Below are 14,406 nucleotides of genomic sequence, written 5' to 3' on the forward strand. Positions count from 1 at the left end.
CTCACTCGATTGCTGCTCCAGGCGGTGGGTTCGCCGTTAGCTCCCCGTCGGACCGGCGACCAGACTCGCCCGGCGGTTCATCGCTTCGCCCCTCGGCCCAGCGGGCCGCGAACCAATCTTGGAGAACGTTCAACCTGTGCGCAAGGACCTGGCCGGCCCGGAAAGAAAGGTCTTTGGGCCTCTTGACACGACACGCGACACCGCGTGAGCTGCACGTTCGCCTTTCACCACCGCCGGGCGGTTCACCCGGGCGGCGTAGTCCCGGACCCGCACTGGTGCGGATCCGGGACGTCTTCCGTCAGCTTCTCAGCACCGCGCCGAAGCGCTCCGCCGCGGCGGCCACGGCCGCGTCCCGCGCCGCCGTCGCCTCCTCCACGGTCAGCGTGCGGTCCGGCGCGCGGAACCGCAGCGAGTACGCCAGCGACCGCTTGCCGTCGCCGACCTGGTCACCGGTGTAGACGTCGAACAGCCGGATGTCCTCCAGCAGCGCGCCACCGCCGCCGCGCAGCACCCGCGCCACCTGCTCGGCGGGCACCTCCGCGGGCACGACCACGGCCACGTCCAGCAGCACCGGCGGGTACGCCGACACGACCGGCGCGGGCCGGTTGTCGCTCAACGGCAGCGCGTCGAGGTCCAGCTCCATGGCCACGGTCCGCTTCGGCAGCCCCAGCGCCTCCACGACCTTCGGGTGCAGCTCGCCCGCGTGGCCCACCGGCCAGTCGCCGACGCGCAGCTCCGCGCACCGGCCGGGGTGCCACGGCGCGAGGTCGGAGGCGACCGCGGTCAGCTCCACCCCGTAGGCCTGGCCGACCAGCCGCGCGGCCTGCACCGCGTCCGCCCAGTCCGCCGGCCTGCCCTTGCCCCACCAGCCGGCCTGCTCGCGGTGGCCCGCCAGCACGGCCGCCACGTGCACCGGCTGCTGCGGCAGCGCCGCCAGCAACGACGCCACCTGCGCGTCCGAGGGCCGCTCGCCGACACCGACCTGCGGCACCGGCACCTGCTGCGTGCGCGGCAGCGTCACCTGGGCGACGGTGTAGACCGCGACGTCCTTCTGGCCGCGCGCCAGGTTGCGCTGCACCGTCTCCAGCAGCCCCGGCACCAGCGTGGTGGCCAGCGCGTGCTTGTCCGACTCCAGCGGGTTCAGCACGCTCACCGTGTTGCGGCGCACGTCGCCCTCGGGCAGGCCCAGCGCGTCGAACGCCGCGGGCGCCACGAACGGGAACGGCTTGACCTCGACGAACCCGTTCTCCGCCAACGCGCGCGACACCGTGCGGCGCCGGCGCTGCTGCTCGGTCAACCCGCGACCGGCGGGCGCGGGCGGCAGCGTGGACGGGATCGTGTCGTAGCCCTCCAGCCGCAGCACCTCCTCCACCAGGTCGGCGGGCTGGGTCAGGTCCGAGCGCCACGTCGGCGGCACCGCGGTGACCATGGTCGCGCCGTCGTCGCCCGTGGTGACCTCGACCTGGCAGCCGATCTGGCCGAGCCGGCGCGCGGTCACGCCGCGGGCGTAGTTCACCCCGGCGACCCTGTCCGGCAGGTTGATCGGCATCGACACCGGCCGGGGCGCCGCGGGCGTGCCCACGTCCGTGCGGCCGGGCTTGATGCTGCCGTCGCCGAACATGTCCAGCAGCCGGGCCGCGCGCTCCAGCGCGACCGGCGCCAGCGCCGGGTCCACCGTGCGCTCGAACCGCTTCGCCGCCTCGCTGGGCAGCTTGTGCCTGCGCACCGTGCGGGCGATGGACGCGGGGTCCCAGTTCGCCGCCTCCAGCAGGATGTCCGAGCTGGTCGTGGACACCTCGGTGCTCGCGCCGCCCATCACGCCGGCCAGCGAGATCACGCCGCTGTCGTCGGCGATCACGATGTCGTCCGGGTCCAGCGCCCGCACCTGCTCGTCCAGCGTGGTCAGCTTCTCGCCGGCCGCCGCGCGCCGCACCACCAGGCCGCCCTTGACCGACGCCGCGTCGAACGCGTGCAGCGGCTGGCCCAGCTCCAGCATCACGTAGTTGGTGACGTCCACCGGCAGCGAGATCGACCGGATGCCCGCCAGCATCAGCCGCCGGCGCATCCACCACGGCGTCGGCGCGGTCGGGTCCACCCCGCTGACGCGGCGGGCCACGAACCGGGAGCACGCCGCCGGGTCCTCGATCGCGACCGGCAGGACCTCGCCCTCGCCCTCGGGCACCTCGGCCGTGCCGGGGTCGCGGTAGGGCACGTCGAACGCGCACGCGATCTCGCGGGCCAGGCCGCGCACGGAGAACGCGTAGCCGCGGTCGGGGGTCGGCGCGACCTCGATCACCGTGTCGCCGAGGCCGAGCAGCTCCAGCGCGTCGTCACCGGGCTGCGCGGTGCCGCTGGGCAGCACCATGATCCCCGCGTGGTCGTCGCCGAGGCCCAGCTCGCGGGCCGAGCAGATCATGCCGTTGCTGGTCTTGCCGTAGGTCTTGCGCGCGGAGATGGTGAAGTCGCCGGGCAGCACCGCGCCGGGCAGCGCCACCACGACCGTGTCGCCCTCCTGGAAGTTCGACGCGCCGCAGACGATGCCGTTGACCTGGTCCGGGCCGACCTCGACCTGGCAGTAGCGGATCGGCTTCTTGAACTCGGTCAGCTCCTCGATCTCCACCACGCGACCCGCGACGAGCGGACCGGTGACCGAGTCGAGCCGGCTGACGTCCTCGACCTCGATGCCGATCCGGACGAACGCCTCGGCGAGCTGCTCGGGCGTGGGGGTCTCGGCGAACTCGAGGTTCTCGACCAGCCAGGTAACCGGAATGCGCACCGGTCAGGCCTCCGTTCCGAATGGCTGGGTGAAGCGGACATCGCCTTCGACCATGTCCCGCATGTCGGGCAGGCCGTTGCGGAACTGCAGCGTGCGCTCCAGGCCCATGCCGAACGCGAACCCCGAGTACACGTCGGGGTCGACGCCGCAGTTGCGCAGCACGTTGGGGTTGACCATGCCGCAGCCGCCCCACTCGACCCAGCCCGCGCCGCCCTTCTTCTCCGGGAACCACACGTCCACCTCGGCGGACGGCTCGGTGAACGGGAAGAAGCTGGGCCGCAGGCGGGTCTTGGAGTCCTCGCCGAACATGGCGCGGGCGAACGCGTCGAGCGTGCCCTTCAGGTGCGCCATCGTCAGGCCCTTGTCCACGGCCAGGCCCTCGACCTGGTGGAAGACGGGCGTGTGGGTGGCGTCCAGCTCGTCGGTGCGGAACGTGCGGCCGGGGCACACCACGTAGACGGGCGGCTCGCGGTCCAGCAGCGTCCGCGCCTGCACCGGGCTGGTGTGCGTGCGCAGCACCAGGCCCGAGTCGGCGGGGCCCACGTAGAAGGTGTCCTGCATGGTGCGCGCCGGGTGGTCCTTGCCGAAGTTCAACGCGTCGAAGTTGAACCACTCGGTCTCCAGCTCCGGGCCTTCGGCGACCTCGTAGCCCATGGCCACGAACACGTCGGCGATGCGTTCGGCCAGGGTGGAGATGGGGTGGCGGGCGCCGCGCGGCACCCGGTCCCACGGCAGCGTGACGTCGACCGTCTCCTCGCGCAGCACCCGGTCGTCGCGCTCGGCCTGCAACCGGGCGCGGCGCTCCTCGAACGCGGCCTTGACCGCGTTCTGCGCCTCGTTCACCCGCTTGCCCGCCTCCGCCTTCGCGGCGGGTGGCAGCGCGCCGATCTCGCGGCGGGCCAGCAGGACCGGCGAGCGGTCGCCCAGGTGGCTCGGCTTCACGGCGGCGAGCTCGTCGAGGTCGGCCGCCTTCGCGAACGCCTCACGAGCCTGCTCGACCGCCGCGCCGAGCGCTTCCGGGGAGAGCGCCGCGACCTGCTTGGGGTCGTACGGGTCGTTGGCTCCGGACATGGTTGGTGGACAGCTCCCGTCACGGACAACTGGTGGTCAACCCTCCGCACGGCATGCGGAGCGGCGGGTCGATCCTAGGTGATCGGCGGAACCGCGGGTCCACCGCCGCCCACCGGGGGCGCATCACGTGACGTCGCCCTCACCGCGGGCGGCGCGGTCCCGGCCGGTGCGCCCCGTGACGCGTCACGAACCGGGGTCGTTCGACCGGATGGAGGCCGGGCCCGGCCGGGTGACCGCGCGACTGGCCGCCGCGAGGCGGGCCACCCCGGACCGGCGCCGCGACGTGCGGCCGCCGTCAGGTGGACAACGAGGACGAGGAGTCATCATGCGCGGAGCGACTGGTGTGCGGCGGCGGATCGCGGTGACCGCGGCCGCGGCGGGTCTGGTCGTCGGCACGGCCCTGGCCGCGGCCGGCACGGCCTCGGCGGACCCGGGGCTCATCAGCCCGGAGAGGTGCGAGGCCGGCGGCGGCATGGTGGTCGGGCACCCCGTCGAACCGCCGCCGTCCTACGGGTTGTGCGTCGGCGGGATCTTCGACGGGTGGATCGTGGTCCTGTGAGGTGACCGCCGGGGAGGGTGCGGCGACCTCTGGCCGCCGCACCCGTCCGCTCGTTCCGAGTCGTCGGGGTCGCGGCCGAAGTGGTGGTGCCCGGCGGTCATGCCGTCGGCCGCGCCGAGCACGGCTTCGCACTCCTTCAAGCCCGTCTCGTACATGGTCCACACCAGGACCCCGGCCCTCCCGAACACCTTCACCGCGGTGACCGCGTCGCCCCGGGAACCGACGCCTTCCAGGGGCACGCCGTCGGCGTCCGCGGCGGTGAGCCTCGACGAGAGGTCGGCGCAGCCGGGACCGCCGAGGGTCGGCTTGTTCTTCCAGTAATCATCGCCGGTCAGGTCGTGGAGCATCCAGTCCGGTGGCGCCCGCGGCGAGGGCGCGGCGCGACCGTCCCTCCCACCCGTCACCGGTGACATCGCATTCCTCCCGGTGCGCACCCGCGCCAGGCGTGCGCGGAACCGCCGGGGCGAACGGCGGGCGAGCACCGCGGCCGGGGCGGCTCCCGCGCGCGATCCGTCCCGGTCGGCCGGAATTGTCGGTGGGCCGTGGCAGTCTTGACCCCGCGAGCAGGACCCCGGCGGGCGATCAGCGGAAAACCGGGTCACAAGCCGCCGGCACGCCCTTAGAATCTCGTCCCTCCCCCGTGACCTGACCCGAGGTGAACTCCAGTCCCATGGCACACACCTTCGGTGTCGACCTGCGCGGGATCATCGACCTGCTCAGCCACCACCTCTACAGCAGCCCTCGCGTGTACGCGCGCGAACTCCTGCAGAACGCGGTGGACGCGATCACCGCCCGCCGCGCGCTGGAACCGGACGCGCCGGGCGAGGTCGTGATCGAGCCGGTCGGGTCCTCCGGCGGCACCCTCCGCATCACCGACACCGGCATCGGCCTCACCGAGCGCGAGGTGCACGACCTGCTGTCCACGCTCGGCCGCACCTCCAAGCGCGACGACCTGGGCTTCGCCCGCCAGGGCTTCCTCGGCCAGTTCGGCGTGGGCCTGCTGTCGGCGTTCCTGGTCGCCGAGCGCATCCGGCTCGTCAGCCGCTCGGCCAGGGGCGGCCTCGCGGTGCGGTGGACGGCCGACGCGGCGGGCAACTACGAGGTCGAGGTCGTCGGCGCGGACGCCGGGGTCCCGGTCGGCACCACCATCGAGCTGGTGCCGCACCGCGACTCCGAGCACTGGCTCGAGCACGACGTGGTGAAGGCGCTCGTCACCGAGTACGGCGCGCTGCTGCCGGTCACGGTCCGGGTCGGCGACGAGGTCGTCACGCACGGCGGGCTGCCGTGGGCCGAGGACGCGCTGGGGTACGGCGAGCAGGTGCTCGGCGTGCGCCCGTTCGACGCGATTCCGGTCGAGGTGCCCGCGGTCGGCCTGAAAGGCGTCGCGTACGTGCTGCCGAGCGGCGTGCACCCCGGCGCCCGCCAGTCCCACCGCGTGTACCTGAAGCGGATGCTCGTCGGCGACTCCATCGAGGGCCTGCTGCCGGAGTGGGCGTACTTCGTGCGCTGCGTGGTCGACTCGTCGTCGCTGCGGCCGACCGCGAGCCGCGAGTCGCTCTACCAGGACGAGACGCTGCTCGCCGTGCGCGAGGAGCTGGGCCGCCAGGTCCGCGACTGGCTGGTCCGGCTCGACGCGACCGACCCCGACCGCACCCGCGCCCTGCTCGACGCCCACCACCTGGGCATCAAGTCCCTGGCCAGGGTGGACGACGAGATGCTGCGGCTGGTCGAGCGGTGGCTGCCGTTCGAGACCACCGACGGCCCGCAGTCGCTGCGCCAGTTCCGCCGCAAGCACGGCGTCATCGCGCACGTGCCGGACGTGGACGAGTTCCGCCAGCTCGCGCCGGTCGCGCACGCGCAGGGCATGGGCCTGGTCAACGCGGGCTACGCCTACGACGCGGAGATCATGGAACGGCTGGTCGCCCTGGACGGGCCCGCCGCCGCGCGCCGGGTCGCGCCGAGCGAGGTGCTGGCCGCGCTGGGCGACCCGGACGCCGAGCTGGAGCGCGCGTTGCGCGAACGGCTCACCACCGCCAAGGACGTGCTGGAGCGGCACGACTGCGAGGCCGTGCCGCGCGACTTCGACCCGGGCTCGCTGCCCGCGCTGCTGGTCACGAACGTGGAGGCCGAGCGCAAGCGGGACGCGCGGCAGGTCGGCGAGCAGGCCGACCCGCTGTGGGCGGAGCTGCTGGGCAGCCTGGTCGAGTCGACGTCGGACGCGGCGCAGCGGCTCGTGCTCAACTGCCGCAACCCGCTGGTGCGGCGGCTCGCGCAGCTCACCGACCCGGCGCTGGTCGAGCTGACCGTGGAGTCGCTGTACGTGCACGCGCTGCTCCAGGCACGGCGCCCGATGCGCCCGAAGGACACCGCGGCGCTGAACCGTTCGTTCCTGGAACTGCTGGACCGCGCTGTGGGTAGCCAAAAAGGGTGATGCCGCTGTGAACGAGGACAAGGACGCCGCCGAGCGGCAGTTCGTCGAGGCGTACCACATGCCGGAGGGCATGGCGCGGCACGAGGCGCTGGAGCGCGCGGCCCGGTCCGCCGACGCCCTCGACCACCTGCCGCTGGCCGTGAGCTGCCGGATCGCGCTGATCCGCTCCGCCTACGACCTGGGCCGCTACGACCTGATGCTGGCGCCGTTCGCCTGGTGCGGCACGGCCGAGCAGCGCGACCCCACGGCGTTCGACGAGTGGGAGACGCACAGCTACGACTGGGCGCACAAGTGGATCGTCAGCGGCCTGATCGCCGACCCGCGGTTCACGCTGGCGCAGATCGGCTCGTTCGTCGACCAGCTCGCCGAGCGCTACCAGCGGCTCGGGTACTCGATGCAGCCGGTGCACGGCGCGCGGGCCGACCTCGCCGCGCACGTCGGCGACGACGAGGCGTACCGGGAGCACTTCGCGAAGTACCTGGCGATGGACCGCGGCCCGATGAGCGACTGCGAGGCGTGCGTCATCGAGGAGCAGGCCGGGCACCTGATCCGGCAGGGCAGGCACGCCGAGGCCGTCGCGCACGCCGAGCACCAGCTGGAGCAGGACACCGGCTGCGCGACCCAGCCGCAGGGCATCCTGACCACGTTGACGCCCGCGTTCGTGGCGCTGGGCGACGTGGACCGGGCGCGGCAGGCGCACGTGGTGGCGTACCGGCTGGTGCGCGACGACCTGGTCGGCGGCTACCTGGACGACCACCTGGAGTTCTGCGCCACGTCGGGCAACGTGCGGCGCGGGGTGGAGCTGCTGCGCGGCCACCTGCACCGGGTGCACCACTCGACCAGCCCGTCCCGGGCCATGCACTTCGCCGCCGGTGCGGCGCTGCTGCTCAGCCGGGTGTCCCCGGACGAGGAGTTCGCCGTGCCGCGCGACGGGCGGACGACCGTGCTGACCGCGCCGGAGCTGCGCGAGCTGCTCCAGGCGCAGGCGCTGGAGATCGCCGCCAGGTTCGACCAGCGCAACGGCAGCGACGCGGTGAGCACCCGGGTCCGGCGGACGCTGGCCGCCGAGGACACGATCCCGGTGGCTCTGGCCGTGCCGATCTCGTCCGCGCCCGCGCCCGCCGCGGACGAGGAAGACCCGGTGACCGTCGCCGACCCGGTCGAGCTGGCGCAGCAGCTGTGCGACGCGTTCGACAGCGGCGAGTTCGTCACCGGCATGCGGCTGCTGCGGTCGTTGCCGGAAGACCTGGACCCGCTGCTGCCCGAGACGCTGGGCGCGCTGGTCGCGGCACGGCGGGCGATCGTCAGCGCCCACCTGCGGCCGAAGGAGGAGGTGCTGGCCGAGCTGGACGCGGCGGTCGATCGGCTGGTCGCGTGCGGCGAGCACGACCTCGCCAACCGGTTCCGGGCGCGGGGCGCGGGGCTGCGCGCCGAGGAGGACGGGCCGGCCGAGTCCGTCGCGGCGGCCCGCACGTGCCTGGCCGAGGCGGAAGCCGCGGGCACCCCGTACACGCGGGTGCTCACCCGGCTGCTGCTCGCGGACCTGCTGGTCGACGACGACGAGACCGACGAGCCGGAGGCGTTGACCGCCGAGGCGCTGGAGCTGGCCCGGGCCGAGGTGCCGGAGCTGGTGTCACGGGCGCGGTGCGACCGGGCGCAGCACCTGGCCACCGCGGGCCGGCTGGACGAGGCGCACGCCGAGGTCGTGGACGTGCTGTCGGACTCGCCGTCCGCGTCGGTGCGGTTCGACGCGCTGCGCCTGCTGCTGAAGATCCAGACCGTGCGCGGTGACGAGGAGGCGGTGCGGGTGGCCGCCGAGTTCGTCGGCGCGTTCAGCTCGCCGCGCGGGCCGTGGACGGCCGAGGCGCACCGCCAGCGGGTGGCGTCGGTCGAACGGCTGGGCCTGGAGGCCGAGCACCTGGCGGACCTGCGTGACGCGGTCGCCATCGGGCACGACGTCGGCGTGCCGGACGACGTGGCGAAGGCGTGCTACGCCCTGGCCGGCGGCTACCTGAAAGCGGGCCGTTTCGTCGAGGCCGCGGAAGCCCTGGAGGAAGCCGTCCGCGTGATCGACGGCGGCGACGTGGACCCGGACGTCGTCGTCCCCGTCCGCTACCGGCTGGGTCAGGTGTGCGCCCGGCTGGACGAGACCGAGACCGCCCGCCGACACCTGGAAGTGGCCCTGGGCCTGGTCCCCGCCGACGAGCCGTGGCGGCGGGCCATGGTCCTGGACGTCCTGGCCGGTGTCCTGCGCCGCCTGGACCTGCCGCTGGAGGCCGCGTCCGCCTACCAGGGCGCCGCGGCGGCGTGGCAGGCGGTGTCCGAGCCCGCCGAAGCCGCCGGTTCCCTCGTCGAAGCCGCCGCCGCGCTGCCGAACGAGGAAGCCGCCGAGTGCGCCACCACGTTGACCGAGGCGGAACAGCTGCTGCCCGAGGTGGACGACCCCGACCACCGCACCCACCTGACCGCGAGGATCGCCGCGATCCGGGCGTTCCTGCACGTCCAGGCGGGCGAGCACGCGGCGGCGATCGAGCAGAACGGCATCGCCGAGGAACTGGCCGCCCAACTGGGCGACCTGGACTGGCAGACGTTCCTGGTGGCCCGGGGAGCCCGGTTCCTCCTCGAGTCGGGCGACCAGGTCAACGCCGAAGCCGAAGCCCGCCGCGCCGGGAGCCTCATCACCGACGAGACCCCGCCGCAGATCCTCGGCGACATCGCGAACGTGCTCGAAGAGGCCCTGCGGACCCGGGGCAAACCGACGTCGGGCGACCCCCTGCTCCGCGGCCTGACCAGCCGGCTGGACTCGTGAGACCAGCGGCGTGCCGCCCACCGGACCCGCTGGGCAGCACGCCGCCGCGGTCGAGCGGAGCACACGCCACGGAACCGAGCGCGGTCCGGCTGAGCCGCGGACCCGCCGGACCTCAGGCCCGCTGAGCGCGAGCGGAGGCGTAGAGGCACACGGCGGCGGCGGTCGCGAGGTTCAGGCTTTCCGCCTCGCCGTAGATCGGCACCTTCAGCGACGCGTCCAAGGCCGCGACGACGTCATCCGGCAGACCGTGCGCCTCGCTGCCGAACACCCATCCCGTCGCCACCGCGAGATCACCGCGCAGGTCGGCCGTCACCAGGTCCTCCGGCGCGTAGCCGTCCGCCGCGACCAGCCGCAACCCCGCGTACCGGCACGCCGCGAACGCCTCGTCCGCGTCCCGGACCCGCGCGATCGGCAGGTGGAACACGCTGCCCGTGGACGCGCGCACGCACTTGCCGTTGTGCGGGTCCACCGCGTCACCCGCGAAGATCACCGCGTCGGCGCCGGCCGCGTCCGCCACGCGCACCACCGTGCCGGCGTTGCCGGGGTCCGCCACGCCGTGCAGCACCGCCACCAGCCGCACACCCGGCGCGAGCGCCTCCGCCACGGGCACGTCGACGAGCGAGCACACGGCCACGATGCCCTGCGGCGTCACGGTTTCCGACAGCGCGGCGGCGGCCTTGTCGGTCACGGCGCTCACCGGCACACCGGTGTCGACGGCGGCCCGCACCAGCGAGTGGTTGCGGGTGGCGGCGTCGGCGGTCGCGAAGAGCTCGTGCACCCGGCCGCGCCCGGCTGCCGCCCAGGCCAGGGCCTCGCGCACGGCCTGCGCGCCCTCGGCCAGGAAGCGTTCGGCGCGGTCGCGACCGGAACGCCTGGTCAGCCGCTTAGCGGCAACGACCCGGGGTGTCCGTTCGGTGAACGGAGCATCCCCGGGTCGTGGTGCGCGATCGTCCGCGCTCAGGCCTTGTCCTCGACGGGCGCGTTGACGTCGCTCGGCAGAGCGGCGCGAGCGGCCTCGACCAGCGCGGCGAACGCGCCGGCGTCGCTGACGGCCAGCTCGGCGAGGATCTTGCGGTCCACCTCGATGCCGGCGAGCCGCAGGCCCTGGATGAAGCGGTTGTACGTCATGCCGTTGGCGCGGACACCGGCGTTGATGCGCTGGATCCACAGCTTCCGGAAGTCACCCTTGCGGGCGCGACGGTCCCGGTAGGCGTAGTTGAGCGAGTGGAGCACCTGCTCCTTGGCCTTGCGGTACAGCCTCGAACGCTGGCCGCGGTAGCCGCTGGCGAGCTCAAGGGTGGTACGGCGCTTCTTCTGGGCGTTCACTGCCCTTTTGACGCGTGCCACGGGTCCATCCTGTCGATCTCGTGGGGTCGGTGGGGGCCGACCCCGTGGTGTTCAAGGGGGTGAAGGTCTGGCCTCGGAGGCTCGGACGGCCTCGGACGATCAGAGGCCGAGCAGCTTCTTCAGCCGCGGCACGTCGTTCTTCGCGACCTCGGTCGTGCCGGCGAGACGACGCGTCAGCTTGCTGGACTTCTTCTCCAGCAGGTGGCGCTTGCCGGCCTTCTCGCGGACGAGCTTGCCGCTGCCGGTGACCTTCACGCGCTTGGAGGTCCCGCTGTGGCTCTTGTTCTTGGGCATTTCCGTCCTCAGTCTCGTGCAGCCACCGGGGATGGGGGCGGCCATGCTGGCTCCCGGCCCGGAGGCCGGGAGATCACTCTTCGACAGACTCGTCCGTCGCCTCGTCGGCGCCGTCGTTCCTGATCGGACGGGTCTTCGTGGTCTTGTGCGGCGCCAACACCATGATCATGTTGCGGCCGTCCTGCTTCGGATTCGACTCGACGAACCCCAGCTCCGCGACGTCCTCGGCGAGCCTCTGCAGCAGTCGGTAACCCAGTTCCGGCCGGGACTGCTCACGGCCGCGGAACATGATGGTCACCTTGACCTTGTTCCCGTGCGACAGGAAGCGGGCCACGTGGCCCTTCTTCGTCAGGTAGTCGTGCGGGTCGATCTTCGGCCGGAGCTTCTGCTCCTTGATGACCGTCAGCTGCTGGTTGCGGCGCGATTCACGGGCCTTCTGCGCGCTCTCGTACTTGAACTTGCCGTAGTCCATGAGCTTGCAGACCGGCGGCCGAGCCTGTGCGGCGACCTCGACGAGGTCGAGATCCGATTCCTGGGCGAGTCGGAGCGCGTCCTCGATGCGAACGATCCCGACCTGCTCGCCGTTCGGCCCGACCAGACGAACCTCGGGCACGCGGATGCGGTCGTTGATGCGCGGCTCGGTGCTCACCGGAGCACCTCGGTTCGAGGGACTTGTCATTCACGTCCTTTGTGACTCGTTGTGCGCCAAAGACAAGAGGCCCCACACCTGCCCGGTGTGAGGCCCGCTTCCTACCGATCGCACAACGAAGGGCGCAGTCGACCCCTCGATGGACCGGACCCGGCCACCTGCACGAAGCGGCAGACTCGGGTGGGAGCGGGGCTCCACTTGCCGTCCCCACAGGTGCGGGGACTGGTCGCGCGGAGAATAGTAGCAGATGGCCTTGTCAACCCCCGAATCGGCGACCGGTCGGGGGCGGTTGCGAGAATGGCTCCCGTGACCGACCTGCCTTCGAACAACGTCCGCGACCTGTCCGATGTTCCCAGCGTCGAGGTGATCAGCAAGGCGGCGATCATGCTGCTCTCCTCCGCCGCCGAACGCCTCGGCCTGGCCGACGAAGACCCCGAGCACAGCCCGCGCCGCGACCTCGACGAGGCGCGCCGCCTGATCACCGCGCTGGCCGGCCTGGTCACCGCGTCCGCCGAGTACCTGGGGCCGCACGCCGGGCCGCTGCGCGAGGGGTTGCAGTCCGTGCAACGGGCGTTCCGCGAGGCGTCGGCGTACCCGGACGAGCCGGGCCAGGGCCCGGGCGAGAAGTACACCGGCCCCGTGTACTGAGCCCGCCGGACGTGCCGGAGCGCCGACATGCCGGTGCGTCGGGGTGCGAGCGTTCAACTCGGGGGTCCTGAACGTAGGACACGCGCGTTCCGAACGTAGGACACGCGCGGTGGGGAGGTAGGGCTCCCGAGGCCGAAGGGTCGTGCGCGGGCGCCGAAGGGGTGGCGCGCGGGGTCTGGAGGATCGGCGCGCGGGCGTGCCAGGGTCGAAGTGGTTCGCGCGAACTCCTGATCCTCGACCCCTGCACGAGGGAGAACCCGACATGGGAGAGTTCCGCGCGCCCTGGATCCGATGGGCCCGAGCGGTCGGCGTCGGTGCGTCGGCGGTGCTGGTGGCGGCGCTGGCGATGACGCCGGCGCAGGCCGCCGAGCCGCAGATCCGCGACGCCGGCGGCCCGACGGCCGTTCCGGGCAGCTACATCGTGGTGTTGAAGGACGGCGCCGGCGTGGACGTGGCGGCGGCCAAGGTGGGCGCCCGCGTCACCCACCGCTACCGCTCGGCGCTGAACGGTTTCGCCGCGACCATGAGCGAGGGCGCGGCCAAGCGGTTGGCGGCCGACCCGGCGGTGGCCTACGTCGCCCAGGACCGGCGGGTGGAGGCCCTGGCCGACCAGCCGAACCCGCCGTCGTGGGGCTTGGACCGCGTCGACCAGCGCGACCTGCCCCTCAACGCGAACTACGGCTACGCCACCACGGCGGGCAACGTGCACGCCTACATCATCGACACCGGCATCCGCACGACGCACGCGGACTTCGGCGGGCGGGCCAGCTTCGACGCCAACACCACCGGTGACGGCAACAACACGGACTGCAACGGTCACGGCACGCACGTCGCGGGCACGGTCGGCGGCGCGGCGCACGGTGTGGCGAAGGGCGTCCGGCTGCACGGCGTCAAGGTGCTCTCGTGCTCCGGTTCGGGCACGATCGCGGGCGTCGTGGCCGGGGTGGACTGGGTCACGGCGAACGCGCAGAAGCCGGCCGTGGCGAACATGAGCCTCGGCGGCGGCGCGAACGACGCGCTGGACGAGGCCGTGCGCCGGTCCATCGCGTCGGGCGTCACGTACGCCGTGGCGTCCGGCAACTCGAACGCCAACGCGTGCTCGTACTCGCCCGCGCGGGTGGCGGAGGCGATCACGGTGAACGCCACGGACAGCTCCGACGCGAGGGCCACGTTCTCGAACTGGGGCACGTGCACGGACGTGTTCGCGCCGGGTGTGGGCATCACGTCGACGTGGAGCACGAGCGACACGGCCACGAGCACGATCAGCGGCACGTCGATGGCGTCGCCGCACGTCGCGGGGGCCGCCGCGCTGGTGCTGGCGGGCAGCCCGGGCGCGTCGCCGCAGCAGGTGCGGGACGCCCTGGTGTCGGCCGCGACGCCGAACAAGGTGGGCAACCCGGGCACGGGCTCGCCGAACGCGCTGCTGTTCACCGGGTCGGCGCCGGCGCCGCAGCCGGGCGCGGACACGCTGGTCCGGGGCGAGAGCCTGGGGGCAGGGCAGGCCAAGGTGTCGCAGGACGGCCGGTTCACGCTGGTCATGCAGGGTGACGGCAACCTGGTGCTGTACACGGCGGCCGGTCAGGCGCTGTGGCACACGAACACGCACGGCACGGGCGCGGCGTACGTGGTCCTCCAGCTCGACGGCAACCTGGTGATCTACACGGCGGCCGGTCAGCCGGTGTGGCACACGAACACGCACGGCACGGCGGCCGACCGGCTGATCGTGCAGAACGACTCGAACGTGGTGCTCTACGGCCCGACGGGCCAGGTGTTCTGGCACCGCATGGCCTGATCGCAGCGTGACGCCGGGGTCGGTGGCGGC

Annotated in this window: 12 protein-coding genes; 5 read left to right on the forward strand and 7 right to left on the reverse strand. The window is 73.2% G+C overall.

Annotated features, from left to right (window positions below; translation table 11 throughout):
* Positions 1 to 298: 298 nt before the first annotated feature.
* Together pheT and pheS are read right to left on the reverse strand one after the other, a co-directional pair.
* Positions 299 to 2,776, reverse strand: a complete 2,478-nt coding sequence (gene pheT, locus IOD16_RS27060; protein WP_201436618.1) for a phenylalanine--tRNA ligase subunit beta — start codon at positions 2,774 to 2,776, stop codon at positions 299 to 301.
* A gap of 3 nt (positions 2,777 to 2,779) precedes the next feature.
* Positions 2,780 to 3,847 carry a phenylalanine--tRNA ligase subunit alpha gene (gene pheS / locus IOD16_RS27065; RefSeq protein WP_201436619.1) on the reverse strand — a complete coding sequence of 356 codons (1,068 nt, stop codon included), beginning with the start codon at positions 3,845 to 3,847 and terminating at the stop codon, positions 2,780 to 2,782.
* Positions 3,848 to 4,172: 325 nt separating this feature from the next.
* Here pheS and IOD16_RS27070 point away from each other — a divergent pair, with 325 nt between their 5' ends.
* A complete protein-coding gene (locus IOD16_RS27070; protein WP_201436620.1) occupies positions 4,173 to 4,406 on the forward strand; it encodes a hypothetical protein in 234 nt (77 codons plus the stop codon).
* Here IOD16_RS27070 and IOD16_RS27075 read toward each other — a convergent pair.
* Positions 4,355 to 4,810, reverse strand: coding sequence for a hypothetical protein (locus IOD16_RS27075; RefSeq protein ID WP_201436621.1), 456 nt, complete (start codon positions 4,808 to 4,810; stop codon positions 4,355 to 4,357). The genes IOD16_RS27070 and IOD16_RS27075 overlap by 52 nt on opposite strands.
* A gap of 266 nt (positions 4,811 to 5,076) precedes the next feature.
* Between IOD16_RS27075 and IOD16_RS27080 the strand changes: the two genes are divergently transcribed.
* On the forward strand, positions 5,077 to 6,837 hold the full coding sequence (locus tag IOD16_RS27080; protein WP_201436622.1) for an HSP90 family protein: 1,761 nt from the start codon (positions 5,077 to 5,079) through the stop codon (positions 6,835 to 6,837).
* Positions 6,838 to 6,844: 7 nt separating this feature from the next.
* Positions 6,845 to 9,646 carry a hypothetical protein gene (locus IOD16_RS27085; protein ID WP_201436623.1) on the forward strand — a complete coding sequence of 934 codons (2,802 nt, stop codon included), beginning with the start codon at positions 6,845 to 6,847 and terminating at the stop codon, positions 9,644 to 9,646.
* Between the two features lie 112 nt (positions 9,647 to 9,758).
* On the opposite strand, the gene IOD16_RS27090 is transcribed toward IOD16_RS27085, so the two are convergent.
* From IOD16_RS27090 to infC, 4 genes are all read right to left on the reverse strand, one after another.
* On the reverse strand, positions 9,759 to 10,607 hold the full coding sequence (locus tag IOD16_RS27090) for a TrmH family RNA methyltransferase (protein WP_201441596.1): 849 nt from the start codon (positions 10,605 to 10,607) through the stop codon (positions 9,759 to 9,761).
* Positions 10,604 to 10,993 (reverse strand): 50S ribosomal protein L20, encoded by a 390-nt coding sequence (rplT, locus tag IOD16_RS27095; protein WP_123746325.1) that lies wholly within the window; start codon positions 10,991 to 10,993, stop codon positions 10,604 to 10,606. Before rplT ends, IOD16_RS27090 begins: the two co-directional genes overlap by 4 nt.
* A gap of 99 nt (positions 10,994 to 11,092) precedes the next feature.
* Entirely contained in the window at positions 11,093 to 11,287 is a 195-nt protein-coding gene (rpmI, locus tag IOD16_RS27100; protein WP_123746324.1) for a 50S ribosomal protein L35, read from the reverse strand.
* A 73-nt stretch (positions 11,288 to 11,360) separates the two neighbouring features.
* The gene (gene infC, locus IOD16_RS27105) at positions 11,361 to 11,966 is read right to left on the reverse strand and encodes a translation initiation factor IF-3 (protein ID WP_053722439.1); all 606 of its coding nucleotides are present in this window, start codon (positions 11,964 to 11,966) and stop codon (positions 11,361 to 11,363) included.
* Between the two features lie 267 nt (positions 11,967 to 12,233).
* Here infC and IOD16_RS27110 point away from each other — a divergent pair, with 267 nt between their 5' ends.
* Together IOD16_RS27110 and IOD16_RS27115 are read left to right on the forward strand one after the other, a co-directional pair.
* A complete protein-coding gene (locus IOD16_RS27110; RefSeq protein WP_053722440.1) occupies positions 12,234 to 12,584 on the forward strand; it encodes a DUF1844 domain-containing protein in 351 nt (116 codons plus the stop codon).
* A 262-nt stretch (positions 12,585 to 12,846) separates the two neighbouring features.
* Positions 12,847 to 14,376 (forward strand): S8 family serine peptidase, encoded by a 1,530-nt coding sequence (locus tag IOD16_RS27115; protein ID WP_201436624.1) that lies wholly within the window; start codon positions 12,847 to 12,849, stop codon positions 14,374 to 14,376.
* Positions 14,377 to 14,406: the final 30 nt, after the last annotated feature.

This window comes from Saccharothrix sp. 6-C (genome assembly GCF_016695385.1).
Taxonomy (GTDB): Bacteria; Actinomycetota; Actinomycetes; order Mycobacteriales; family Pseudonocardiaceae; genus Actinosynnema; species Actinosynnema texasense.

Excerpts from the sequence above, each read along its gene's own strand:
- IOD16_RS27080 (WP_201436622.1), top strand. The coding sequence starts at position 5,077 with ATGGCACACACCTTCGGTGTCGACCTGCGCGGGATCATCGACCTGCTC.
- rpmI (WP_123746324.1), bottom strand. The coding sequence starts at position 11,287 with ATGCCCAAGAACAAGAGCCACAGCGGGACCTCCAAGCGCGTGAAGGTC.
- IOD16_RS27110 (WP_053722440.1), top strand. The coding sequence starts at position 12,234 with ATGGCTCCCGTGACCGACCTGCCTTCGAACAACGTCCGCGACCTGTCC.
- IOD16_RS27115 (WP_201436624.1), top strand. The coding sequence starts at position 12,847 with ATGGGAGAGTTCCGCGCGCCCTGGATCCGATGGGCCCGAGCGGTCGGC.
- pheS (WP_201436619.1), bottom strand. The coding sequence starts at position 3,847 with ATGTCCGGAGCCAACGACCCGTACGACCCCAAGCAGGTCGCGGCGCTC.
- infC (WP_053722439.1), bottom strand. The coding sequence starts at position 11,966 with ATGACAAGTCCCTCGAACCGAGGTGCTCCGGTGAGCACCGAGCCGCGC.
- IOD16_RS27070 (WP_201436620.1), top strand. The coding sequence starts at position 4,173 with ATGCGCGGAGCGACTGGTGTGCGGCGGCGGATCGCGGTGACCGCGGCC.